The sequence below is a fragment of the Pedobacter sp. BAL39 genome (genome assembly GCF_000170795.1).
Classification (GTDB): domain Bacteria; phylum Bacteroidota; class Bacteroidia; order Sphingobacteriales; family Sphingobacteriaceae; genus Pedobacter.
Map to the genome: position 1 here is coordinate 68,956 of NZ_ABCM01000002.1, position 24,493 is coordinate 93,448.

Annotated in this window: 20 protein-coding genes; 14 read left to right on the forward strand and 6 right to left on the reverse strand. The window is 43.4% G+C overall.

All coding sequences use genetic code 11. The features are described 5' to 3' along the window. Positions 1 to 192: 192 nt before the first annotated feature. Entirely contained in the window at positions 193 to 1,461 is a 1,269-nt protein-coding gene (locus tag PBAL39_RS02565; protein WP_008237958.1) for a hypothetical protein, read from the reverse strand. 504 nt (positions 1,462 to 1,965) lie between these two features. Between PBAL39_RS02565 and PBAL39_RS02570 the strand changes: the two genes are divergently transcribed. The 3 genes from PBAL39_RS02570 (at position 1,966) to PBAL39_RS02580 (ending at position 6,268) form a co-directional block, all read left to right on the forward strand. Continuing rightward, positions 1,966 to 4,317 carry an ABC transporter permease gene (locus tag PBAL39_RS02570; RefSeq protein WP_157273872.1) on the forward strand — a complete coding sequence of 784 codons (2,352 nt, stop codon included), beginning with the start codon at positions 1,966 to 1,968 and terminating at the stop codon, positions 4,315 to 4,317. A gap of 107 nt (positions 4,318 to 4,424) precedes the next feature. After that, entirely contained in the window at positions 4,425 to 5,396 is a 972-nt protein-coding gene (locus PBAL39_RS02575) for an aldo/keto reductase (protein ID WP_039866001.1), read from the forward strand. A gap of 41 nt (positions 5,397 to 5,437) precedes the next feature. Further along, on the forward strand, positions 5,438 to 6,268 hold the full coding sequence (locus PBAL39_RS02580; RefSeq protein WP_008237979.1) for an AraC family transcriptional regulator: 831 nt from the start codon (positions 5,438 to 5,440) through the stop codon (positions 6,266 to 6,268). 101 nt (positions 6,269 to 6,369) lie between these two features. On the opposite strand, the gene PBAL39_RS02585 is transcribed toward PBAL39_RS02580, so the two are convergent. The 3 genes from PBAL39_RS02585 to PBAL39_RS02595 all read right to left on the reverse strand — a co-directional run bounded on the left by PBAL39_RS02585 (position 6,370) and on the right by PBAL39_RS02595 (position 8,847). Beyond that, positions 6,370 to 7,185, reverse strand: a complete 816-nt coding sequence (locus tag PBAL39_RS02585; protein ID WP_008237980.1) for an alpha/beta fold hydrolase — start codon at positions 7,183 to 7,185, stop codon at positions 6,370 to 6,372. Between the two features lie 421 nt (positions 7,186 to 7,606). After that, positions 7,607 to 8,248 carry a pentapeptide repeat-containing protein gene (locus PBAL39_RS02590; protein ID WP_008237982.1) on the reverse strand — a complete coding sequence of 214 codons (642 nt, stop codon included), beginning with the start codon at positions 8,246 to 8,248 and terminating at the stop codon, positions 7,607 to 7,609. 38 nt (positions 8,249 to 8,286) lie between these two features. Further along, positions 8,287 to 8,847, reverse strand: a complete 561-nt coding sequence (locus PBAL39_RS02595) for a hypothetical protein (RefSeq protein WP_008237985.1) — start codon at positions 8,845 to 8,847, stop codon at positions 8,287 to 8,289. Between the two features lie 331 nt (positions 8,848 to 9,178). Between PBAL39_RS02595 and PBAL39_RS02600 the strand changes: the two genes are divergently transcribed. After that, entirely contained in the window at positions 9,179 to 9,940 is a 762-nt protein-coding gene (locus PBAL39_RS02600) for a hypothetical protein (RefSeq protein ID WP_039866002.1), read from the forward strand. A gap of 97 nt (positions 9,941 to 10,037) precedes the next feature. Here PBAL39_RS02600 and PBAL39_RS02605 read toward each other — a convergent pair whose 3' ends face one another. Further along, a complete protein-coding gene (locus PBAL39_RS02605) occupies positions 10,038 to 10,490 on the reverse strand; it encodes an SRPBCC family protein (RefSeq protein WP_008237989.1) in 453 nt (150 codons plus the stop codon). Between the two features lie 595 nt (positions 10,491 to 11,085). On the opposite strand from PBAL39_RS02605, the gene PBAL39_RS02610 reads away from it, so the two are divergent. The 6 genes from PBAL39_RS02610 (at position 11,086) to PBAL39_RS02635 (ending at position 19,821) form a co-directional block, all read left to right on the forward strand. Continuing rightward, positions 11,086 to 12,894 (forward strand): type VI secretion system Vgr family protein, encoded by a 1,809-nt coding sequence (locus tag PBAL39_RS02610; protein WP_008237995.1) that lies wholly within the window; start codon positions 11,086 to 11,088, stop codon positions 12,892 to 12,894. Between the two features lie 11 nt (positions 12,895 to 12,905). After that, positions 12,906 to 13,964 (forward strand): hypothetical protein, encoded by a 1,059-nt coding sequence (locus PBAL39_RS02615; RefSeq protein ID WP_157273874.1) that lies wholly within the window; start codon positions 12,906 to 12,908, stop codon positions 13,962 to 13,964. Positions 13,965 to 13,968: 4 nt separating this feature from the next. Continuing rightward, positions 13,969 to 14,442, forward strand: a complete 474-nt coding sequence (locus PBAL39_RS02620) for a DUF4280 domain-containing protein (protein WP_039866004.1) — start codon at positions 13,969 to 13,971, stop codon at positions 14,440 to 14,442. 11 nt (positions 14,443 to 14,453) lie between these two features. Next, positions 14,454 to 17,366: a hypothetical protein gene (locus tag PBAL39_RS02625; protein ID WP_008237999.1), complete on the forward strand. Its 2,913-nt coding sequence runs from the start codon at positions 14,454 to 14,456 to the stop codon at positions 17,364 to 17,366. 85 nt (positions 17,367 to 17,451) lie between these two features. Then, positions 17,452 to 18,333, forward strand: a complete 882-nt coding sequence (locus PBAL39_RS02630) for a hypothetical protein (RefSeq protein WP_232282887.1) — start codon at positions 17,452 to 17,454, stop codon at positions 18,331 to 18,333. 18 nt (positions 18,334 to 18,351) lie between these two features. Then, positions 18,352 to 19,821: a YgcG family protein gene (locus tag PBAL39_RS02635; RefSeq protein WP_008238001.1), complete on the forward strand. Its 1,470-nt coding sequence runs from the start codon at positions 18,352 to 18,354 to the stop codon at positions 19,819 to 19,821. Positions 19,822 to 19,852: 31 nt separating this feature from the next. On the opposite strand, the gene PBAL39_RS02640 is transcribed toward PBAL39_RS02635, so the two are convergent. Further along, positions 19,853 to 21,334, reverse strand: a complete 1,482-nt coding sequence (locus PBAL39_RS02640) for a hypothetical protein (RefSeq protein WP_008238002.1) — start codon at positions 21,332 to 21,334, stop codon at positions 19,853 to 19,855. A gap of 119 nt (positions 21,335 to 21,453) precedes the next feature. Between PBAL39_RS02640 and yiaA the strand changes: the two genes are divergently transcribed. The 4 genes from yiaA to PBAL39_RS02660 all read left to right on the forward strand — a co-directional run bounded on the left by yiaA (position 21,454) and on the right by PBAL39_RS02660 (position 24,420). Then, entirely contained in the window at positions 21,454 to 21,921 is a 468-nt protein-coding gene (gene yiaA / locus PBAL39_RS02645; protein ID WP_008238003.1) for an inner membrane protein YiaA, read from the forward strand. Positions 21,922 to 22,244: 323 nt separating this feature from the next. Then, positions 22,245 to 22,610 carry a hypothetical protein gene (locus tag PBAL39_RS02650; RefSeq protein ID WP_008238004.1) on the forward strand — a complete coding sequence of 122 codons (366 nt, stop codon included), beginning with the start codon at positions 22,245 to 22,247 and terminating at the stop codon, positions 22,608 to 22,610. 6 nt (positions 22,611 to 22,616) lie between these two features. After that, the gene (locus PBAL39_RS02655; protein WP_008238005.1) at positions 22,617 to 23,672 is read left to right on the forward strand and encodes a DUF2931 family protein; all 1,056 of its coding nucleotides are present in this window, start codon (positions 22,617 to 22,619) and stop codon (positions 23,670 to 23,672) included. Between the two features lie 37 nt (positions 23,673 to 23,709). Next, complete coding sequence (locus PBAL39_RS02660) at positions 23,710 to 24,420, forward strand: hypothetical protein (protein WP_008238006.1); 711 nt, start codon at positions 23,710 to 23,712, stop codon at positions 24,418 to 24,420. Positions 24,421 to 24,493: the final 73 nt, after the last annotated feature.

Sequence of the window (24,493 nt, forward strand, 5' to 3'; positions counted from 1 at the left end):
GGGTCTTGTTCGCTTCTCACAAGGGGTTGACAAGGTATTCACAAGGTGTTCAGATGGCCTGTGTAAGGTATAGGGCTATACAAAAACCATAGAAAAGCCGGCTGAATATGTCTTAAAGGGCGAGGGGTACCTTGTCAACCTCCGCACTTTATCATGAAAAGGGCATATTGCTTTTTCTTTATTGGATAATGACTATGAAAAATTGGTGGTATCAGAATAATATCGTTCCCTGAAATTTACAGCGGCATCTAAATATCTCTCTATGGATTCCGAATCCTTATCTGCAGTTTCTTTGGTTGCGAATTCCTTCAGATGGCCCAACTTTAGCAAAGGTCCACAACCAGCATCTTTAAACAACTGGTTGAGTTTTTCATTTTTTTCAAAATGATAGGAATTGAAGTCCGGAAGTGTATCTATTTCCATGTATTTTTTATCTTCCTTTACGATCCCTAAAAGACGTCCAAGTTTTTCACCTTCAGGCGTATCATTATTGGTTAAAAATAGAAAAGTATGAACTACCAGTTTAGTCCCATGTAATTTTACTACCAGATATCCAACTTTTTGATCTGACACCCGGTACTCAACCAGACTATAGTTGCGTTTCCAATGATGAGGTATCTGAGGCTGCATGAAGATTAGGAGTAGTATCCGATGCATAATGCCAGGGACGATATTTATCCTTTCTTGTAATCTTTTGAGTGTATGTGTGGTAAAGTACAATTCCAATGGAATATCCAGACCTTTGCGCTCAAAACCCAACAATGACGATTTTACAGCAAAATGTTCCCATTCGAAGTCTGGAGTAAGCCATCCCATGCGTATCACCTTGCGTTTTCCATTGGTGACTTCAATATCCTCTACCTCTGGCTTATGGGCATATATGATGATGTCATTATCTGGGTTGAATTTTGCAAAATAGGGTGTCATCGAAACATCAGCATTATAAATATGATCTTCATAGTCACTCAGAAACCCACATGCATCTGTTGTAAGTTCTCCCAGTATTTGCTGAAGGTACCGATGAAACTCACTGTCATAAGAACAGAAAGAGAAAGCCTCTTTTATTTCTTCGAACCTGGGACCGTTGGAAATATCAAATTCACCGATACATGCTGATAATGTCATTCCTTCAGAAAGGTACCAGCTAAGCGGAATTTTATTGCCATTTGGCAACTCGAGCTCCACCTCCTCAATCAGCTTCAACAGCAATTTGTTAAACTGGATGATCTTTGGCTTAGGTATGTTGGCACCGGGTGCGGATTTGGCTTTTAATACCGGATAACGCACTTCATAAAGTTTTTCCAGAAAAATAGGGGTGAACTTATTCAGCAACACCTCGCCTCCGACACGCATGATGATATTTATCGTGCGATCCAGGAATCTTTGTTTTAGTGCCTTACGCTGTTGTTCCACATTGGCTGCAGACTTGGTTGAGGCTTGTTTCTTTTTCTTTCTGTCCATCTGGATTGAAATTTGGGATCGGCTGGTATAGATAATTCTGTATTCTTAAAACGTTTACAGATGTGGGACCAAAGTAATAAAGTCAGGGGACTTATCAAAGGAATTTAACCTTCTCTATATGGCTCGCCCGATCGTCGTACACGGGCTACACACGGAAGCAGATTGACCTGGTCTCCACCCGGCCTAAACCGGGGGTTAACCCGGGGTTGACCTGGTAAAATCGGGGTCTGAGGCCTGCATTTTACCAGGTCGACCCCGGGTAGAGGCCCGGTTTACCCCTTGGAGAGGCCCGGTTAATCTTAAAGCGTGTCCGAAGGTCGTACTGCATTTGTGCCTTGCGTCAGGTTACTTAGATGTCCGAATTCGTTCAGTAACTGTTCGTATTCGCGCACAATATCATTAGAAATTAAATCTATTTGTTGATTTTTGGGCGTTTACGGTGTTTTAGACAAATGGCACATCCTTCGCATCAACCATTATTTATATGTTAAATTGAATGATCTCATGTTTCAACTCAATCTTAAAATCGCGCTCAGAAATCTATGGAAGAGTAAAGGTTATGCTGCCCTTAATATTTTCGGATTGGCAGTAGGTTTTGCCGGGTTCATCCTGATCCTGCTGTATGCCAACCATGAATATAGCTACGATACCTGGAACCCCGATGCGGATCAGGTTTATAGGATAGGCGTAAAGGCGGGTGCAGGTCAGGAGGAGTATGCCTCCAATCCTGGTGAGCTTGCCCCTGCATTGAAAAATGCTGCTCCGGAGATTGAGTCTTTTGCGAGGTATTATACCTGGGACCTCCATCAGCGCCTCCTGACATACGGAGGTAAAGAATTTTATGTCGATCACATCATGGGAGTTGATAGTAGTTGGTTTGCTGCTTTTCCTTACAAATTTTTATATGGTGACCCGAAGAGGATGCTGATCTCCGCTGATGACATTGTATTGTCGAGTAACATCGCTGAGTTGTATTTTGGTAAACAGAACCCTGTGGGCAAGTCGCTGGTGATGAACGGCAAAAAGACCTATATCGTCAGTGGTGTATATGAACAGCCCGAAACTCCTGAACACCTGGATCATGATGGTTTTGTCAAGATGTCTTCCCAGGGCGATGGATGGAACAATGGCAATTTTTACAGTTACATCAAAGTTAAAAAAGGGACCGATCTGGCATTGCTCAGCGAAAAAATCAATCGGGCACTAGTTCATCTGCCAATTACAAAAGACAATCCCTGGATCAAAGACATCAAGATCACGCTTACACCGGTAAAAGACATCTATCTTCAGGCTGCGGCGGTGCAGGATCCCGCAAAAAGGGGTAATGCAAAAACAGTAACCATCCTTGTTTTATTTTCGGCATTGCTGTTAGTGATTGCCTGTATCAACTTCACCAACTTATCAATTGCGAAGTCGATAAAAAGAGCAAAGGAAACGGGGATCAGAAAGGTGATGGGAGCAGGAAGAGGAAGTCTCGCGACCTACTTTCTTACGGAAACAGCCCTTCAATGTATCGTTTCCTTACTGCTCGCACTTGTCATTGCAGAAATTGCTTTACCAGCATTAAATACCGTGATGGACCTTAACCTGGCCTTGTTCAGTTATTCTTTTCCTGCTATGCTTACAGTTGAAGTACTCGGCGCGTTACTGCTGGTGATATTCTTCTCGGGTGGATATACCGCTTTTTTCCTGGCTAACTATGATCCGATAAAAGTGCTGAAGGGGAACTTTTCCAGGAGCAACCTGAGCTTATGGTGGCGTAAAACCCTCATTTCTATTCAGTTTTTGGTGGCTACAGTATTCATCGTATGTCTCCTGATCATCAAGCAGCAGGTCAACTATATGAAAAATAAAGATGTTGGCTTTGACAGGGAACATGTGGCAATTTTCAAAATCAGGAAACAGGAAACCAGAGCCAATTTCGCACAGATCAAGGCACGACTTACAAATATACCGGGTGTGAAATCTGTAAGCAGGGTGAACTACTTTCCGGGTTCCAATGATATTCAGATAATAGGAAGGGAATTTGATGGTCAGGCTGTTGAAGACCTGAGTGTGGTAACTGTCGATTTTGATTATTTTGAAGTCATGGGAATTGCTCCCAAATTTGGCAGGATGCCCTCAGTTCAATTTGGTACCGACAGTACCGCCGTGGTGGTGAATGAGGCTGCGGTTAAGAAGTATGGTTTGCAAAAACTGATTGGTCACAAATGGATTGACAACCGCACCATTGTGGGTGTAGTGAAAGACCAGGTTCAGAGTGGTATGGAAAAGAATACAGATCCTACTGCGTTTATGATCGAAAGTAAGGGCACTAATGGAGCCAATCATGTAGTCGTAAAGATCGAAAGCAATAATGTGCAGCAGACCATTGCTCAGATAAAAGCGACCTGGGAATCCATAGAGCCTTTTCCTTTTCAGTTTAACTGGCTGGACCAGACTTTCGAGCAGATCTACGTACAATATATCCGCCTGGATAAAATATTCAACATCTTCACTTATGTCACTATTGCACTGGCGATTATAGGCCTTTTCGCCTTAGCGTCTTTTACAGTTCAGGAACGTACCCGTGAAATTGGGGTAAGAAAGGTTTTGGGAGCTGATACGAGCGAAATCCTGAAATTGATCAATGGTGGCTTTTTGGTGTTGGTGCTCTCTGCAAATGTGATTGCTATACCTGTAGCCTATATTTTGTCCAGAAACTGGCTCAATGGTTTCGCATTCCGGACGTCGATTACCGTATGGCCTTTTGTCATCGCGGTTGTGGTTTCCATTATGATTACCCTGATTACCGTCAGCCTGCAGGCATATCGTGCCGCAAAGGCAAATCCTGTTGATGCATTGAAATACGAGTAGCTAAAAGCGTAATGTTGAGCCATACAGGCAAGTTAATTGAGCCGGACGGAAAAGCATCGTCTTGTTCAAAACCTGACCTTTGAACGGTTAACTAACAGATATTAGCTATGACAACAATAACAAAAATGCCTTTGGGTAAAAATGGGCCACTCGTTTCGAAGCTCGGACTGGGCTGTATGCGCATGTCGTCCGTTTGGGGAGGACAGACAAATGATGAGCACGAGAGTATTGCCACCATCCAGGCGGCATTGGACAACGGGATAAACTTTTTGAATACCGGCGACTTCTACGGCAGTGGGCACAACGAATTGCTCGTGGGTAAAGCGATCAAGGGGAGAAGGGATGATGCTTTCATCAGTGTTAAGTTTGGTGCCATCTTCTACAATGGTCAGTGGATAGGGTTGGATCTCCGTCCTATAGCTATCAAAAACTTCATCAACTACTCGTTGGTGCGGCTGGGAATTGACACCATCGATCTTTATCAGCCTTGCAGGATGGACAGTAGTGTTCCAGTTGAAGACGTCATTGGAACGGTTGCCGATCTGATCAAAGAAGGAAAAGTTCGTCACCTTGGTGTATCAGAAATCACTGCCGATCAGCTGCGCCTGGCCAATAGTATCCATCCCGTGACGGCATTGGAAATTGGTTACTCCCTTGCTGACCGCCAGATTGAAAGTGATCTGCTTCCTGCTGCCAAAGAACTGGGGATCGGTGTGGTTGCCTTTGCCAATACTGCAGAGGGACTGCTGACAGGTGAGATGAAAGCTCCCTTAGCGGCGGACGATTACCATCTGCATTTCTCCCGTTTCCAAGGCGATAACCTCGTAAAGAACCTGGAGAAAGTTGAAGTGCTGAAGAGAATAGCAAAAGATAAAGGATTTACACCAACTCAACTGGCAATTGCCTGGGTGAATGGGCAAGGCGACCATATCATGCCATTGGTCAGCATGAGCCGCAGGTCCAGATTGCCGGAAAACACGCAGGCGATGGAAATCGTTTTCAGCGCAGAGGAAATGGATGCCTTAAATACTCATTTTGCCCCGGGGTCAATCCTCGGCGGTACCTACCTGCAACGATAGCGAATGTCTTACAAGGCCCGTAATTTTTATATCTTTACGTAATGATCAATCCAAAAGAAATCATCCCTGGAGTGCTTTTTTACTCTTATCTCTCCACGATGAGAAAAGAAAAAGTTGGTTTTTTTGAACATACGACACTGGTGTTACAGGTTTCGGGCCTTTTTACAATGGAGACTGCCGACTACAAAATGTCTATGCGGTCGGGAGAAATGATGTTGATCCGAAAGAATCAGCTGGTTGAGCTCACCAAAATGCCCCTGGAGGAAGACAATTACCAAACCATTGTCATTGTGCTGAAAGAGGATCTGCTGAGGCAGATTGCATTGGAGCAGCAGGTAGAGATGGGACAACGATATACCGGGGCACCTAATCTCCTGATACCTGAAAATGAGTTTCTAAGTGGTTTTTTTCAATCAGTAATTCCTTATGTGCATCACCCGGATGAAAAGATTACCAATGCGATGGGCTTGCTGAAGGTAAGGGAAGTGGTGCAGCTGTTACTGTACAGTATGCCTGAGCTGCGCGGGTTTTTGTTTGATTTCTCTGAACCTCATAAGATTGATCTGGAGAAGTTCATGATCAGCAATTTTCACTTCAATGTACCTGTCGAAAAATTTGCGCAGCTGACCGGCAGAAGTCTGGCGGCATTTAAGCGTGACTTCCAGAAGGTCTTTGCGCTTTCCCCAAGACAATGGCTGCAGGAAAAGCGGCTTTCTGAAGCGCGTCATCTGCTGGAGAAAAATAAAAAATCATCGTCAATCTATCTTGACCTTGGATTTGAAAGCCTATCTCATTTCTCAAATGCCTTCAAAAAGAAATTTGGCAAGACACCAACGGAATGGTCTGTTGATGGCGGAGCTGTTAGGGCGTAATAATTAAGAATGGGTCTGGAAAATACCAGACCCATTCTTAATCATTAGTCTGTTTGAACTGGACAGGTCAAGCCTTATCTATGATCATCTGAATCCTGATTTTAGGATTTAATGAACTCCAGGATGTCTTTGTTGATGGTTTCAGCCTCAGTAGTTGGCATTCCATGAGGGAAGCCTGGATAAGAGATCAGTTTTCCGTCAGGCAATAATGCTGCTGCTTTTGGCGCCTGACCGTATGGCACAATCTGGTCGTCTTCCCCATGCAAAACAAGAACTGGCACGTTAACCGATTTAAGATCTTCAGTAGTGTCTGTCTCAGAAAAGGCTTTAATTCCTTCGTAATGAGCCAGTACAGAACCGGTCATGCCCTGACGCCACCAGTTGTGCCTGATTCCCTCGTTAACGGTTTTTCCCTCGCGGTTCCAACCGTAAAATGCTACAGGAAAGTCGTAGTAATACTGTGCCCTTGTGAAGCCAGTACCCTGACGTATTTCATCAAAAATGGATAGTGGTACGCCCTCCGGATTGCTGTCGCTTTTGATCATTACCGGAGTAATGGCGCTGATCAACACCGCCTTGGCCACGCGGTCCTGATTTTTTGAAACATACCTGATCACCTCACCACCGCCGGTAGAATGTCCAATGTGTATGGCATCCTTTAGGTCCAATGCTGCTGTTAACTCAGCGACATCGGCAGCATAAGTTTCAATATCGTGTCCGCTTGCAGCCGGGCTCGATTTTCCGTGACCACGGCGGTCGTGAGCAATTACGCGGTACCCTTGTTTTAAGAAAAACATCATCTGGGCATCCCAATCGTCGCTTGATAATGGCCATCCATGATGAAAAACAATTGGTTGTCCTGTACCCCAGTCTTTGTAGTAGATTTCTGTGCCGTCTTTTACTTTAATAGTACTCATAGTTTGATTTTTAGAAGTTATTAAATATGATTTGATTCTTTTTCACAAGCTGGTACATCTATAGGTGAATTGCTGCAGATATAGAATGACGGTTCCAATAATTCAATTTACATGCCTTTTGTTTAAGTTGTTGTAATTTAATTGTTTATGATTTTTTATGCAAGTTTTTACACGCTGTATTTCGTCAATTTACGTTTAATGCGTAAAAGGATTTCTTGTCGGTTCTAAGTACGGTATATGACTGCCCTGTGCTGGTTTTTATCAGCTTACTGCAGAGGGCAGTGAATTTAATATCTTTGTGACCATATTTCGCCAATCTGAAACTGCTTTTGATATGAGTTCGTTTTCGTATGATTCTACCAAAAAAATATGATCTGATTGAAGAATTAGATCAGTTGAATCAGTCAGAATAATCTGGTGATTATCGTTTTATCAATACAATTTTATCTTCATCACCAGTGCTTAAAATTCCGGAATTGTTGCTGTAAATCTGGTAAAGTAACTGATCAAAATTTTCACCTTCGGGAGGGATGCAGGAGGAGAGGTCACAATTGTAAAAAGTTACATACCTGCCAAAGGTTGAACCTGAAAAATCCACATTGTTCAGGCAGGCATCTTTTGATGGATTGATATTATACATTCCATTGAATGAAACATCATCAAGCTTTCCAGAAATTTCACAATTTTTGAAGGTGCTGCCATTAAAGTTTATTTTGCTGAAGGTCATCTTTGTGAATATGCAATCTATAAATTCAGTGTCATCAAATTCCTTTCCTTTGAAAATACATTTTTCGAAACTGCAGTTTGCATATTTAGCGTTGTTGCTTCCCAATGTCGTGTTCGACAAGTTTAAGTCTATGAATGCACAGTCCTCAAACTGTGCGTTATAAAAAAGCCTGGTGCCGCTCAGTTTTGATCTTTTGAAAATACATTTTTTAAAAGTCAGCTGTTCAAAAATTGCACTGTTGAAATCGGTGTCTGTGAAATCATAAGATTCAAAAACCTGAAAAGCTACCCTGGTTTTTAGTGGCCATTTTTTGCCTTTTTCTGTCTCGTTCATCATCCTTATTCAGATTGTAGATTATCATTATTGTGGTTAGACTATTGGGCTTTTAGGATCACCATCTGTACCCGTAATTTATCGCCCAAAAACTCAATTATAATGGTGTTATCCGTTTCTGTAATCAGCCTGGCACCAGTTAGCTCATTAACTTCCAGATAATTATTATTGGTGCTGAGTATTTCAGCATTTGTTCTGGCAATTCTGTGTTCGAGCAAGCCCTTATTTTCAATGATTTCGATATGTGGGCGGCTCATAATGCTATAATTGATGATTTGAACACGATATTGAGGGGTAATCTGCGTCTTAAACAATAAACCCTTGCCAGTTGCGGAAAGTATCATTGCAAAAAAGGGAATCATCATAGGCAGGATACTCAATATCAAACCTGTGAACAGGAGGCCCAGGTATATTTTGGTGATCCGATTTTTCCAAAAAACAATTAGATTGAAAATTGTAAGAAAAAGCCACAGCCAAAAGAGCGCCCGATCTCCCCAGTAGCCTGCCATGCTGGTTTGAAATTTAGCATCAGCAGTTAAATTTGCCAACAATAAAACCGAAGTAATGAGGTATATAATCAGATGTCTTTTTTTACGCGTCATCAGTTAAAATGAAAATCAGTGGTCCCTTATAATAATTTAAAACATTCTTATAGATCAAACATAGTTTTCTTTATCCACTAATGATAGCGCTTTTGCTATTTGCAATCCCTCAGTTTTTATCTGCCTCATGGAGTTGATTATCCGGATTTTCATGTCTTATATGGCCTGTCAATTTATATATTGGCCATTATATTTAATCAGATAAGATATTTCAGTCAGCAAATTATCCCTGATGAGCGGCAGATACTAATTAACATCAAACCTAATGAAGTATTTGCCTATTTTGGTCGAAGTTTACACATGATTAAAATAGTCCAAACCTATGACGCTTATGAAATCCCTACCTCAACTTGCAGCAGTGATATTGATGCAGCTTTTTTCCTCAGTAGCCTATGCTCAGCTACCTGAAGAGATCCAATGGAAACATCTGGTTAAAACCTATACTGCCGACAGCACGCAGCTCGTGCTCAGCCTGAATGGAAAGCCGCTACAGGGTAAATATAAAATCCCCCTGGATGAAAAAAGCTTTGCACTGTATGACATTAATAAGGGCATGATTACCGGAGAGGCGTTTTGGTATACCAATGGAGGAAACCTGGAGTGTAAGTTACACTATCGCAGAGGTGTCAGAGATGGTTTAAAGGAGAACTATGAAGGCAGCGGTCAGATATGGTTACGTCAGGAATACAAAGGCGGCCGACAAAATGGAATCAGCGAAATGTATAATGGCGGTAAATTGGTCAACAAGTCTGAATATAAGGACGGTAAAAAGCATGGTTTGTTTTTAACCTATGCGGGCGACAGGCTTTCGACAGAAAGCAGTTACGAAAACAATCAAAGGAATGGCGTATCAAAAACTTATGGTCCTGATGGTCAGGTGATCACTGAGACGAATTACGTGGACGATTTAAAAAGTGGTTTGAGTATCTCTTATATGATGGGTAAAAAGAATATGGAATCTACCTTCAAAAATGATAAGAAACATGGAATTTCCAGAATGTATAAACCGGATGGCACGCTGCTTTTCGAAAGTTACTTCGTAATGGGGCAGAAGGTCACAAAAGCGGAGTTTGAAAAATATGAAGACAATTAAAAAAATATGAAGAGAATTAAATGAGTACTTGCTGATCTTAGGAAGATAAGTGCCTCAAAAGCGTGTCTGATCTTTTGAGGCACTTCAGCCAAAACTGCTACCCCTGGTCTGGTATTTCAGGTTCAACCAGTTTGATGAGCTTTTCCAATGACTCCTGCCAACCCAGGTAACACATCTCGATCGGTATGATAGCAGGTATGTTTTCCTGCAGGATTTCCAATTCCGTTCCCACAAACGTCTTTTTTAAGCGGATGGTATTGACCATCGTTCCTGGGAGATTCGGATCATCAAATTTATCCGTGAATTTAAGCAGTTCATTTGGCTTCACCTCCAGATATTCGCCGCCGAAGGAATTGCTGCTCCCGGTTGTGAAGTTCTGAAATGACATTTTAAACGTTCCGCCTACTTGTACATCCATATGATGTACCGTACCTAGAAACCCGTAGGGAGGCATCCACCAGGCGAGGGCTACAGGCTCGGTAAATGCACGGTATAACTTTTCCGGAGAGGTTTTGATTACTCGGTGTAAGGTTACTTTGTTTTCTGACATCGTATAGCGTTTTTATGTTCCTGATTCTGGCCTTCGGTATTGCCCGTTTTTTTTGGTGGTTACTGCTCCACGCGATCTTTATCAAAGATGATGGTAATAAATGAAATCCAACAGGGGCTAAAACGACATTATCAGGGGTCACTTGCGGTAATGGAAAATACAGAACTGCTCATGTCCAGAAAAATGGATGACGCATTAATTTCGGTTTGCTAAAACAGCACAGCTGTTGATACTGTTGTCCAACATTGTATGTTTTTGTGGATCATCGCTACATAAAAGACAATCGGCATTAACATCCATATTCATCTCGTTTACAAGCGAATATTAAATTGCAATGAAAAATGTATTTATGAATATGCTTGATTATCAGTCAGTTTTGTGCTTGTAGTTTTTGCTGTTCAATACGGATTAAAGTTTGGTCGGTTCGGTTTCGTTCCCGGAGATTTTAATTGCTTTTATGGCCTGGTTATTGTTTTTGTACGGTATTGGTAAACCTGATCAAGCCTTGAAAATTAAATTTGATTTCTATTATGGAAATTAGTTCGGATGATGGGATCGTGATCTAAAATAAAGCAAATAAAACTAACGCCAGACCATGGAATTGAAAACTGTTATAGAGCTGGAGGTCGATGGAACCCCAATTATTCATTTTAACAACTTTAAACTGATTCAAAAATTCAACAGCCACCATGAATTCGAACTTTCGATCAATTACGATGTAATTGAAGCCAGTGGGAACATCAAACTCGGTGAAGCCCAGCGTTGGATTGGTGCTGTATTCACAGCAAGCTTCAATTCCGGTCAGAATAACTTCCGTGGGATTGTATGCGAAGTGAGCCTGTCACAACAGCATGGTTTGCGTTCCAATATCATTGTTAAAGGTTTTTCTACTTCCATTGTGCTTGAGTCAGGACCCAAACTGCAGTCATTCAATGAGAAGAAACTCGATGAAATCGTTAAAAAGGTAGCTGAGAAATGTATGCAGGGGCAGTGTGAGCTGAGTGCCAAAGCAAGTTACCAGGATCAGATTGGGTATCAGACACAGTTTAAGGAAAGCGACTTTGGTTTCATCAACCGGCTCTCATTTGAGTATGGAGAATGGTTTTACTATGACGGTGTTAACCTTTGCTTCGGTAAGCCGGACAAACTTCCTGAAGTGGAACTCACACTTGGAAGGAACCTTTCTGTCCTCAATTCCGCGGTGAGGGTATTGCCGATGCAGTTCTCCAATTACAGCTATCAGTCTTCAACGGATGATTTACTCGATGGCAAAGCGGAAGGCAGCAATAGCATGAGCAACAGCTACATTGATACGGCCATCTCGCGCTCTAAAGAGGTATTCAGCTCTAGCTCCAACTTGCCTGTTAAGCCCAGGACCATCAATAAACAGCAACTGGATACCTTGGGTAATAGCCGCCAGGCAGGTATCGCCGCCGGACTAACGGATGTTCATGGTGAAAGTACTGTTGCAGCACTTGCCATTGGCAGCATTGCAGACATTCAGGTGTCCATAAGAGAGGGGCTGGCGAGCTTCAATCAGCAGTCGCTTGACAAATACCTCATCACCGAAATAACCCATGAGATCGACGGCCTGTCCCGTTATAAAAATACTTTTAAAGGAGTTCCTGCAGATACATCCGTCATACCCAGCACTCCCTATCTGACGCCAATTGCGGAAGCTCAGGTAGCTACAGTTAAAGAAAACCTCGATCCTGAGAATAAAGGTCGCGTGCGTGTACAGATGTTATGGCAACAACACAATGACATGACCGATTGGATCCGCGTGCTGACGCCGGATGGTGGCAGCAGCGACCTGATCAGTCAGAATAGGGGCTACGTATTTGTGCCCGAAATTGGCGACCAGGTGATCCTTGGCTTCCGGTACAATGACCCCAATCGTCCATTTGTGATGGGTAGCGTGTTTCATGGGCGTACAGCGGCGGGTGGATATGAGCAAAACCACCTGAAGAGCATCACCACGCGCAGTGGTCACCTCATTGAGTTTGACGATGACCAAGAAACACAGGGGATTACCATCCGCGACCACAACAGCAACAAAATACACATCGATACCAAAGGGAATAACATTACGGTGACTGCTCTGGAGACCATGACCTTCAATGCGAAAAATCTGAACATCAATGTCCAGGAAGATATGACCGTAAACGTCAACCGCAACATGATCACTCAGGTGACGCAAGGCAATAAAATCAATGTAGGGAAGCAATATGAGCTGTTTGCGGACAACATTAAGTCGGAGGCAACCAACAATTATGTCGTCAATGCAAAGAAAGTTGACAAAACTGCCGATCATGTCAACATCAATAGTAAAGCTGAAAATCTGACCCTGTTTTCTGGAAAATCGGTGGTGTCAAAAAGTGTTGAAAAGAACAAACTCTTCTAATGGTCATGCAGATGCAGTCAGATCCAACGCCGACAAATGGGCTAGCTCCCGCGCTGAATCCTCTGGGGTTGCATCGCGTTTATGGTGTCTTATTTGAGATCATAAAAGGGGGAAAAGAAACCAGCATTCATTTTGAGGCAGCGCTAAGCTGCGATCAGAAACTCGCTGACTATTATTATATATATCAATTGAATAGGGGGCCACTGTATATCAATAACAGTATGCCCGAAATGCTTATCGATCAGCTGAATGCCAGCTGTGGCCAGGTGATCTATCCCCTGCAGGTAATCACCGGCCCGATGGGCGACTTTAAAGGGGTGAACAATAAAAAAGAAATCCTTCAACGCTGGATCGATGTAAAGCCTGAACTGGAAAGATACTATAAAGGTGCGCTTCCCATGAGTGTTATTGCCGAGATGGACAAAGCGCTGAATGACAATAGCAGGCTGCTAAACAGTATTTTAAGTGATCAGTTTATTGCTGTCTATTTCTCTGACGCTTATGAGCTGTCCAGGCGCTGGGGGGCTGGTGAAACCAGGCGTGGAATTCCGGTGCTCCCGTTTACCAGAGCGCAGGATTATCGTCTGGATTATCAAACCGACTTCAGCCCAACTGATAACGGTACTTTTCGTGTGCAGTTCAGCGGGACATATGTGGATGACAGAAGCGCCGAAGATCTGCACAAAAAACGACCTGTAGCGGTAGCCGATGCATTATCGGGCACAGCCACTCCCGTGACGGGGGCGGCAAATCTGAACTATGATTTTTACAGTGCAGATGGTACCATCGCTTCAGTAACGGGATCGTACCATCTTCGTTTGATGGACGAGCTGCATGAAGTAAGGCTGCAGATTTATCATCTTAAAGAAAAAGACAAGGCATCAAATGATAATTCGCAGAACGTTGAAAAGGACGGTCAGAATACGGAGGGGGGTAGACTCCATGATGTTGGCAGGCAGCTGAAGGATACTGGTGTGACGAACCTGCGGCAAGGTGCTGAGTCAAGGTTGATGGAGACAGAAACGGTGCAGAACAGCAAAAAAGGATTCTTTTCATTTTTAAATTTTTGAGGATATGAGTGAACAGCATTTGGTTTGCCAGGGGGCAATTTGCTTGTGTAAGTTCGGGACGACTCCGGATGAGCTCAAGGTAGATTCGCAAAAGAAACATTTTATCAATGATGAGCAGGGGGCAGAAAAGCCGCTTGGCAATACAAAAGACCTGGGACAGCCCTTTAAAGCCAAAACTTTCGGGAGCTGTAAGAAGTCGAACAACAATCCCTGTAAGCCTGCCATTACCAAATGGGAGGGTTTCTACGAAAATGTAGTACTCGATAACGGGGGACAAATTTTACTCGAGAAAAGCAAGGCCACCTGTGCGGTGGCAGGTTCGGCCTGTGTGGAATTCACTTTTCACGGGCAGACGGCAGCCATGGGGAATGCCCAGGCAAAAAAGGCAGAAGAGGAATCATCGGCCTTTCTCAACCCGATGTTGAATATTAAAAAAATTGACGATTATACTGGAAGCTTCAGTCTGCCGGTCGCCTAGCAATTATATTTATGCGTAAAATTAAGGAAGTTAAAGTAACCGTTCCTGCCTCCGTGGGCAGCTTGAATACTTCTAATCATCTGATCATGCTCAACCGTGGTGGTTCTTTCACCATCGAAGCCATAGGGGAAGAGGATGGTGTTGCAGACCCCAATGAGATTGTGCTTACAGTAAGGGGTAAAAGACCTGCAGGGCGTACTGCTCCAGCCAAACCAGCGACGCCGGCGCCACCTCCTCCGGATCCGCTGAAAGACTTCTTTTGGATCTGGAATACGATGAGCGAACGTACCTTCAGTAGCGCCGACAGGAATACTGGCTTAAATGGACACATCCTTAACCTTACCTACCCGCCTGCATTGGAAGGCGGCGGTCTGGCGTGGATTGAACCTTTTTATCCGGAACAGGGACCCATCAATAAATTGCCAAATGGCTATTTTATCGCCGCCCGGGGGGTACCGAAGATCCTCTCGGCTGTATGGCGTGAGTATAGTGAAAATAACGACGGCAGGATCATCAACGGCAACCTGAAGAAATTTAACCAGAGTGTGCAGCTGCACGTGTATACACAGGGCCTTTATGGGCATGATGTACTGGTCAACCTCATGGACAGGGATGTTGCCACGGCGAACGACCTCCTGATGATCGATAACAATCGTCAGTATGGTGCTCCTGTAGCTTATTTCACATCCGAGGTCCGCGTTTACGAGATGCTGCCGGACGAGAAGGATATGCAGCTTAGGGTGGCTTCTCCGCTTAGCCCAAGTGGCGACGGACAGCAGGCCAGCAAACACTATGTTCAGAAAACGATCTTAAACGTCCTCATTGAAAAGGGATGGATCGAACAGGGTGGGGAACGGCTGAAGATATTTCCTGAAGTGCAGATTCCCTCCAAACCGGATAAAGAATCTTTCAGTGATGTGTTTATCAATGTGCAGAGCGAACAGAAAGAAGATAGTCCTTTGACAAAAACAGGTAATAATCCTGTGGTTGTGGACCAGATCCCGACAGATATTGCAGCTTTCAAGCCATGCAAATATACCGCGATTGAGCTTAGTATCCCCGAAAAAAATGAGCAGACGCTGAAAGATGAGATGAAGGTGATCACACTCTTCCAGCAGGGCGGCACACATCGTACCCTGCGTCCTTTTGAGGTCGTAACCGGTGAAACTTCGGGTCTGCAAAAGATCAAGCTGACTCTCCATCAGCTGCAAACCCTGGAGTCCGATTGTTCTGAGCAACCCGGAAACAAACATAAGGGCAGAGTACTGAAACTGATTGATTATCCGGAGAGTACTGTTGACATCAACAACCCTAAGTCTACCGGTGGTAAAAGCGACTGGAGCGGACAGGGGGGAGGTAATTTCGGTCTTTTTGGTGTTCAGGCATCAACTACGCAAAATATAGGACATGCTGCCCTGCCACTGGAAATCAGCCAGCAAACGGATAGTGTGATTGAATTTAATGCACGCCACATCTATAAGAAGGATCCTGTGGTCATCTCGCTTTTCGGCAAGAGTTTGAGGCTGCCCTGGATTCTCCGGTATTTTTGGATCGGTAAAAATGTACAGGGCAGTCCATACATCGTCCAGGCCAGTACTTGCAGGCACCGGCTTAATGTGATGATTTATCCTTACCCTGATGTGGCATGGGAGATGGTCTTTCAATTTAAGGTTTCCGGCGCTAAGGAGAAACCGAATTACACTGGCTATGCACCTGCGCCGCGCCGCCCGGTAAGGGACAAGTTCAAGGGGCTGGACTGGTCTTTTGATTTCTCCCTCAAATCCAGCTGGAACGGCGGAGAGAAGTTTGATGTGACCGCCGATCTGAAGGATAGCATTTTCGAGAAATTGAAGACGGTGAAGAAGATGGGCGAGATGGTCACCGGGCTGATGTTTGGAGAACACAACTCAGAAGATACTGAAAACCGACGTCCGGATGCTGAGGCACAGATGCGTCTTGAAGAGGCGCGCCAGCGTTTTGGCAATGAGCAAAATACAGCGCTGCTGCGTCGGCAGGAGGAAGAGCGTGTGCAGGCTGAGCTGCAGATGGAGCGCGACAACATGAGAAATCATAACAGCAATTCCACGGACTATCGCGAAGCGGTGACGCGATTGAGAAGTCTTACAGAAAGGGCTACTTCCCTTAAGCGCGATCTTGTAGGATTTGACATTGTATGGCCGGAACTCAATGCTACCTTTAAGTGGCAGCGCGTAAATACGCGTTCCAATCAGCGCGACGACCTGCAGAACCTTACGGGGGTGATGTTGTCCGGGCACCTTGAAGCAAGTCCGCTGATCGGGCTGGAGGCCTACTTTGACTTCCTGGCACTTGTGCAACGTCTGCACCCGATTGCCCTGGCCGTAATTGCCGCGGTGGATCTGGCCATGCACCTGATTGGCGATGGCAGCAAGATTGTTGTAGAATTCCGAGTGAAAGGAACTGTTGGCGGAAAGTTACAGGGCTTCCTGAATACACTTACGCTTGAAAATTCGTTTAACGGAGAAGACCGGGCGGTAAATGGGAAACCTGCCATCACCTTTACGGGAGCGCTGGAGTTCAGTGCAAAGATTGAGATCAAGATAGAGGTACGGAAAGATTATGTCTTTGTATCTGTACAGGGAGGCGCACAGGCAAGCATCACCGCTGTTGCAAAGTTCTCCGCACGGGCCCAGATGGGAAGTGACGAACAGGGTTTCTTCACGGAGTATTTCGGTACGTTTGAAGGACTGGAAGTGATTGGCAAGGTGAAGGTGGAAGGAGACGTTTCGATGAGAAAAGCCGAGACACCAAGCACTCCTGCGAATGCCCCCCGGGAAAATCAGTCCATACTGAAAGGTGGTACTGAAGGTGAGATCAAATATCAGGCGATTGATAAGATGGATGAGACTCAACTCACAAAGTTGTATTTTGGCCTTTCTGAATAACCTGTTGAAAAATACAATGAAAAGAATAATTATTTATCTGTTAATGGGCGCTTCACTAACATCATGCGCACAAAAAGAAAAGAAAATGAACACTGCTTCAATAGCTGATTTATACAAAGAAGTAAAATTTAAAGAACAGAAGATTAGTTACCGGGCGGGAATACAGGTTGGTGCCTGTAATTTTCAGCTCCTCATCAATGATGTGCCCGTTGCGCAGAACTTTGGCGATGTACAGGGAACTTTCAGCACGAGCTCTCCCATCAACAGCGTATTGCTGAAAGGAGGGAGGCAAACTTTTAAACTGCTCCTCTATCCTGGGTTTCACAACAACCAGCCATTAACCACCTTGTCGGAAAATGTACGGGTACGGGTGGCCATAGAAGGGCTGAAGTATGAAGGTGAAGGTGTGAAAACTGTGGTGTCACCCTACGAAATCATCCAGGTGCCATCCGCAGAAGAGCCTTTTGTCTTCGGCGGTAAGCCTACTGCCGTTTATGAGGGTACCTTCTCCGTAAACCTTCCTTATGAAGTAACAGGCTGGTCGAAAAGTAAAGACCTTCGAAAAGAAGATCCTGATGTATTGCTGAAGCAGGTGCTTGCCGCTAACCAGTATTTCTCCAACCTGATTACCAAAAAGGACGAACAGGGATTACAGGAAATGGTGTATCAGAAAGAAAAGAACTACGCACAGATGATGTTTCTGGATCAGGCTGCTACCGCCAATCAATGGGCAAGCTATACCCAGAATTTTAAGGATCCCACATTGGAGATGCGCCCTCTCGAGCATTATAGGCTGAAGTTTTATGGTGATGGACGCCTGGTGACACTAGAGCGTACAGACATTGCCAATTTAGGTGAGCCTGCGCTGCGCGCCAGGTATCAGGAGAATGGCCGTAATATGATCAATGCGTTTTACCTTTATCTGCATAAACCTGAAGGCAGCGACAAACTTGAAGTGATTCACTAACCGTTTAATCTGCCTACATTGCTGAACAACCTTTATAGAAAATCGCCCTTAGCCATTTTCTTTTTGATCTTTTTGTATTGCTGCTCATCAGCCGCACAACAGCCTGCTGTTGCAGATATTGTTAATCCAAAGGACCATGGCGATGGATATGTCAGCAATAGCAATGGCATCATCTCCGGGGCCGCTGTAGCCAGGCTTGATGGCATGCTGAAAAAGCTGGATCAGGACCGCAAGGCGCAGGTTGCCGTGGTGTTGGTCAATTCCATTGGCAATGCGGTACCAAAAGAGTTCGCCACCGCTTTGTTCCGGAAATGGGGCATAGGCGACAAGCGTACTAACAATGGATTGCTGGTCCTCTTGATCAAAGACCAACGGCGGATTGAGTTTGAGGTTGGTTATGGCCTGGAGGGTGTGCTGCCGGATATGGTATGCTACCGCATACAGCAGAAAGCGATGGTGCCAAAGTTAAAGCAGGGCCGTTATGACGACGCTGTGGTAGACGGTCTGCAGCTGGTCTCAGATCGGCTATACGCATCTAAGGAAGCGTTGTCAGCACAGGACGATGAACTGGCAACAGCAAGGTCTGCCTATCCGCTGTGGGAGCTCTTCTATGATTTTATCGTATCGTTACTTTATTTAGGCATTTTCACGTGGTTTACGTTGTCGGCTTTCGGCCAGCGTCTGGTCAGTACTTCCTGCTGGTGGGGAATATTGCTTTTTCTTGCACCTATTCTCATTATCACACTCATGGCTATCTTTACGAACGTATATATGACCTGGCCGGTATTCCTGCTTGTTTTCTACGGATGCTGGTGTGTGACCACGAGTCTTTATTTTACGATTGAACTCAGCAGGCAGAAATCAGCGTTCTTCAAAAGCAGGTATGAGCAATACCGTAAAATGCGGGTCGAATTGCGCGATCTCAAAGTATATACATTGCTATTTCCTTTTCCGCTTTTGATTTTTCAATTGATCCGCTGGAAGATGTGGTTGAAGGATCTCCGTTACCGTCCTTATTATTCTGAAAAGTGTAAAGCAGATATGGTGCTGCTGAAAGGGGATAGGTCGGCCTACCTTAGTAAAGGACAGCAGATGGAGGAAAGCCTGAAATCGCGTGAGTATGACATCTGGATTGTTCCAGGATGTGATGATGAGCTGAGGTTTGTGTATGACAATGCCACATCTAAGATCGTCAAATGCAACCAATGTAAAAATAAGACAGGTAAGCTCGTCAGCACTAAAAAGATCATCAGTGCTACGTCAAAAAGAGAGGGGTTACGGTCAATGGATTATGTGTGTCAGTGCTGCGGATCCAAGTTCTCTCAGAAACGTTCCATTCCCAAAAAGGAGATTTTTTTCAAAATCGGAAATGCCGGCGCTGGCGGAGGAAGGAGGTCGGGTAGCAGCTCCGGCGGGAGCTCCGGATCATCTTCGGGCAGCTGGGGCGGAGGATCTTCAGGAGGCGGCGGCGCTGGCAGCAACTGGTAATTGCGCGCTCTATTGTACCTCCTTGTCATCCTTATAAGAGTGTCAGTACAACTTCGTATGCCGTCTTTTTCTCAAAATGTGCGATTAACCATGCGATAAAACTCAAGGTAAAGATGTCGTTGTTTTGTGCGAGCTCCAGCTGCTGTAAAACTGTCGTTTTGTATTCTTTTTCGTAGACGATATCAGGTTTTGACAGGTACTTTTCAACCAGTCCCAGGTATACCAGTACACGTCCCTCAGAAGTTTTCAGCAGGTACTTTTTATATCTCCGCCGGAAGCTGCTGATGCGGGAGATGGCCAGTTCGATGTTCGAGAACTGTGCCTGGACCAGAATTTCCATGAGATTCTTGCGGATGGTCCACAACATGCCCATCTTTTTCTCATACCAGGCATCACTTCGTGTCAGTAAAGCCAGCTGCTTTAAACTTGCCTTGTCATTACACAAGGCTAAAAACATGGTCAGGCATATTCGTAAATCCTCGATGTCTTCAGGTTTGGAGGCCTGCTTTGTATTGGAGAGTGATGCTTTTAATAATGCGACCGCATTGTCAGCAAAACCTTTAAAAAACAGGTTGAGTGCTGAGAGTAACTGGTGACGTAAATAAAATAACTGATGATAACGACTATCCGTTTCCATTAAATCCATCATTTCCTTAAGATAGGATGTGCTCTTTGCAAAATCTTTTTGTCGCAGGTGAAAGTTTGCCAAAAAATAGAGGATGGATATATGGTAGAACAGGTAAGACTGCTTTTTGTGCGTCTGGTCTTGTATAAATTGATCTGTTCGTTTGATGTAACGTTCTATCAATCCGTAATTCTGTTGTATCGCCGCATACTCATTTGCGATAAAAAGAATTTGGTAGATTGACTTGTAGGTCATCAGGTCCTGTAGAGAAATTTTGTATTTCCGGATTGTAGTTAGGATCAAGGTCGTTAAGTTAACGATCTTCCCTCTCAGGTGTATTTGATGCAGCTCCTGTCTTAAAAAGGCATAAGCCATATTCAGCTTCGCCTCGCGCTGCATGGCCGATTGGTTTTGTGAAAAGCGGGCGGTTAAGGTTTCGAGTTGTTCGGCTTCAGGAAGGTGGGCATATTGTATCTTCAATAACAAGAGCTCGTTTAGTAAGTTGAACTGCTCCAAATGTTCAGCGAGCCGCTCCGCTTTGTTCAAACATTTGAATGCGATCTTTACCACATCATTTTCTAATAAAAAACGCCCTACTACGACGAGACGCAAAGCATCGTAAGTATCAGAATGACTGCTCTCAAAGGTTTTTTGTGATAAGAATAACAGCAAATTATCCTGTAGCCTTTTACGTAAAGCATGATAGGCGTCTTTATTTTTCTCTAAGTTGTAGAGCTTATTTATGCTGACTATATCGTCAGTTTCCAGTAAATCCAGTAAGTGCAGGTTTTTTACATCACTCCTTTTGTTTTTTCGATGTAAAAACTGCCTAAATTGCGTTTTGTCAACGTTGCTGAGTAGCTTAATCAACTCCTGAATTGGATCCATTTGAATGTGTTAGTGTATGTAAATGTAAGATTTATATCGTCAGTAACTTTCATATTTTGATTTTTACAGGTCTGTTTTACATCCGACATTTACTTCCATATTAATCAAAACAAAATAATATGGAACCGCTACAACACAGAACTGAAGAAAATTCACCGCTCATAAAACATGGCGAGAAAGTTAGAAACCCCTTTAAACCGACCGCCGCATTTATTGGTGCCTCATGGTTTGCTTTATTAACAGGAGCAGTTGGCTATTGCATCGGCCTATGGAATGCAACAATGGAATTGAACGAAAAAGGCTATTACTTCACCATTTTACTATTTGGGTTATTTGCAGTAATCTCCGTACAAAAAAGTGTGAGGGACAGGGCTGAGGGGCTGGCTGTAACGGATCTTTATTATAGCCTGAGCTGGTTTGCCACTATTGCATCCATGATCCTGTTAACGATTGGTCTTTGGAATGCAGACATCTCGTTAAGTGAAAAAGGCTTTTATGCCATGGCATTCTGTCTGAGTATGTTTTCAGCCATTGCCGTACAAAAGAATACCCGCGACGCAAAATTGTTAGAGGATAAAGAGTTGTAACGTAGCGGTTGCCACCCCCGCAGATTCTTGCTTTGGCAAGGCTGCGGGGTTTTTACGTACTGCGTAGTTTAATACCTATACCTATGCCCGATAGGTGTCCCAGTATTACTTAAGTCAACGGACGTTCTGATCCTTTCACATCCAGTAAATGGATTGATGACTACTGAAATTGATGTGAAATCAAGGCATCAGCAGAAACAAATAGTAAGGCTTAACGGTCAAATCGGCCTTCTGCTTATTACGAATAATAAAGTGTGCCAATTCTCATTTCCCAATTCCTTATTTTGAGCTCAATTATTTTTATAACAAGCATAATCTGCAGCATGATACAACCACACCATAAGCTCAATGAAGAAGACAAACAAGGTGTAATCCATGAAAACGGGATGTTTGGTTTTGTCGTCCTGCTCTTAATATTGGTCAATGCCGTTGCGTTGCATGGTTTGTTAAAATCGTTTGGTCAGGACAGTAATCGTATTGATAGACTATGGGAACCTAATGAAGGAGCATTGTTCTATATTGCGCCTTCGTTCGTTTTGATTTCTTTAATGGTAGTATGGGGAATAAGTCCTGCTCGTTCTGAAATGAATAAGGTATTCAAAGTAGCAACCATTGTGGGCTTTATAGTTTTCGTGATTTATTCAATATTTGTCAGTTACATATTAGCCTTTGGAAGCGCAAGAACCTAGCATAATATGAAAAAGATAAAATACATCAGAGAGATAGGAGTGAGTATCGTCTTTGTATCCATATTTATTGGTACTGTAATAGCGCGAAGTTATGTGGCAGATTATTATAATGAAGGTAAGGGGTATGAATGGCAGGCCACAGCAAGCACAACTACAGGTTTGCCATTGATGTTCGCGAGATGCGACTTTCATTACACTGGTTATTATGGAAACAACTGTGACCGAAGTGTGATGTTATATGGTGATAGTAGTGATCGTCAGATAGATTGCGGAGGCTCCGGCATTGGAGGAAGAAAGGATTTATATCCGGATAATTTGGAAATACTATATTACTCATTCAATGAGAATAAATTTTATGGTGGGAAATTCAAACTGGACTATGACAAAATATTTTCAGTTGGAGCGCAAATGCGAAAAGCTGTTCAAATCGGTCATAATGGAAAAACCGAAAGTATAAAATTCAATGTGAAAGTTTATCCCAAAGGTAAAGTTGTTTTTTCCATGAAAAGCTACTTAAATACATCAATAGGAGAAATGGTGATTGCTGAATTTCAGGCAAGCGAGGAAAATCACGACTGGTCAGTTTTTGAGGATAAAGACCAGTCCAGCGGTGTGGGTAATGGCGAAAGTAACTCGGTAAAGGTTCAACATGCGTTATTGTTAAATAAGTACGATTGGCAACTAAAAGTCTTGTTGCCGACTGATTGCGCCATTCAAGACATAGCTGTCAATATGTACGGCAATAGAGGTTTGCGGATGGATACCCTGAAAAATGCAAAAGTCCCCACTTACGGCAATTTTGTTGGTTTACCGGAAGGGCTGATCCTAAGCTGGCACAGACAAGATACCATTCAGTTTAGTACCCGTTTCAAGTTTAATGAAGAGAAAATTATCAGCGCATTTGACATTGCAAGCAATGCAGGCAAGACTCCGGTTATCATGGAGCTGATCGTTAAAAATGATACTGCTGCATTACGAGCGGTGCTGCATGGCAATGGTAAACGTATTGAATTGAAAGATGATGAATTGTCGGCAATTAACAGTGAGAAAACATACCATTAGACGACTTCTAATGATTTAATAAAGAAACGCACAGACCATGAAAATAAACTTGTACCCAAACTTTGATGAAGTTTTTACAGACGAAACTCTTAAGGGAATATTTTACCCTTTATGTAGTTTGACACTTGAGAAGTATCCCAATAAAGTATTTCACTTCATCTCTTCAAATGGACTTTGGATGGACGAAGATTTTGAAATAAAAAATAATACTGTAAATTATACGCTTTTCGACATTGTAGACAATAAATACAAATTCAATGGGAACATCCAACTTTACAAAGGTTATAGATACGCAAAGGATGTCGTTGACAAATTACAGAATGACTTCGACCTGAACGGAAAATATTATATAGAAACAAGAACACAAACCGAAGATTATATTGAAAAACAAAAGCGTAATCTTGCCTTAGAAACAGACGATGATTTCGATGTTGACTACTACATTCAGACGTTTTATGAATTTTCGATTAACAAATTAAACTTTGAACTGACCAATGAATTTGGTGCATTTAGGGAAATAATTGATGATTGGCCAGGTCGCGATCAAATCAGCCCAGTTGTTTATGACGAAACCACCGATGAGCTGAAAGGAGCCCTCAATGATTATGACAAACCGGATATCGACAACATTGACACTTTTGAAGTAATTGGCAAAATAGTCGGCTTTGAATTTTTTACTGATGGCAATGATATTCTTTTGTTCTATAGTAGGTCGTGCAAAATACTGTGTATAAACTCATACTCGTAAATAACCGCCAATGGTTTTGTACATTTTGGCGGTAGTTTACCTATCTATTCACCGAATCACTCACCAATCTTAT